The following is an 801-nucleotide window of genomic DNA, read 5'->3' as shown; positions in this document are numbered from 1 at the left end:
GTCTCGTGGGCTCGGAGATGTGTATACGAGACAGGCTCGTGGCGGTCGCCCTGGCGGCGGTCGTGACGGTGGTGCTCGATCTGCCGGTGCGGCGGGTGGAGGTGCACGGGCTGCTGGACGCCGTACGGCCGCCGGAGGCCGCCTCCTTGGCGCGGCTGGCGGAGGCCGGGGTCGTCGGGACGGTGCCGGGCGTTCGCGCTGATCGCGTCGGCGGAGTCGCTGTTCAGCGCGACCGCCGTGGACCGGCTGCACGACGGGCCCCGGACCGACTACGACCGGGAGCTGATCGCGCAGGGGGCGGGCAACGCGGTGTGCGGGGCGCTCGGGGCGCTGCCGATGACCGCCGTCATCGTGCGCAGCGCCGCCAATGTGCGCGCGGGGGCGCGCACGAAGGTCTCACGGGTGCTGCACGGGGTGTGGCTGCTGGTGTTCGCGGCGGCGGTGCCCGCGGCGCTCGGGGTGATTCCGGTGGCGGCCCTTGCGGGGCACGCGGGGTGGAAGCCCATTCCCGTACGGGAGTTGGTGCCGTTGTGGCGGGAGCATCGCGGTGAGGCGGTTGTGCTCGTGGTGAGCCCCGGGGCGATCGTGGTGACCAACCTGTTCGAGGGCGTGCTGGTGGGCCTGGTGCTCGCCGTCGCGAAGACCGCGTGGGACACCAGTCAGGTGCAGGTGGAGACGGAGGATCTGGGCTCGGTGGACGGGCTGCGGGTGCGGGTGCGCGGCAACGCGACGTTCCTGCGGCTGTCGAAGCTGCTGGACGCGTTGGAGGCGCTGCCGTCCGACCGGCCCGTACAGCTGGAC

General features: G+C 73.4%; 1 pseudogene. It reads left to right on the top strand.

From position 1 onward, the window contains the following. A pseudogene (locus E2E34_RS34785) lies at window positions 1–801 on the top strand (SulP family inorganic anion transporter); the annotation flags it as partial.

Source organism: Streptomyces albidochromogenes (genome assembly GCF_005981925.1).
GTDB classification, from domain to species: domain Bacteria; phylum Actinomycetota; class Actinomycetes; order Streptomycetales; family Streptomycetaceae; genus Streptomyces; species Streptomyces albidochromogenes.
Note: the sequence above shows the minus strand (reverse complement) of the source record. Positions and strands in the feature narration are given on the sequence as shown.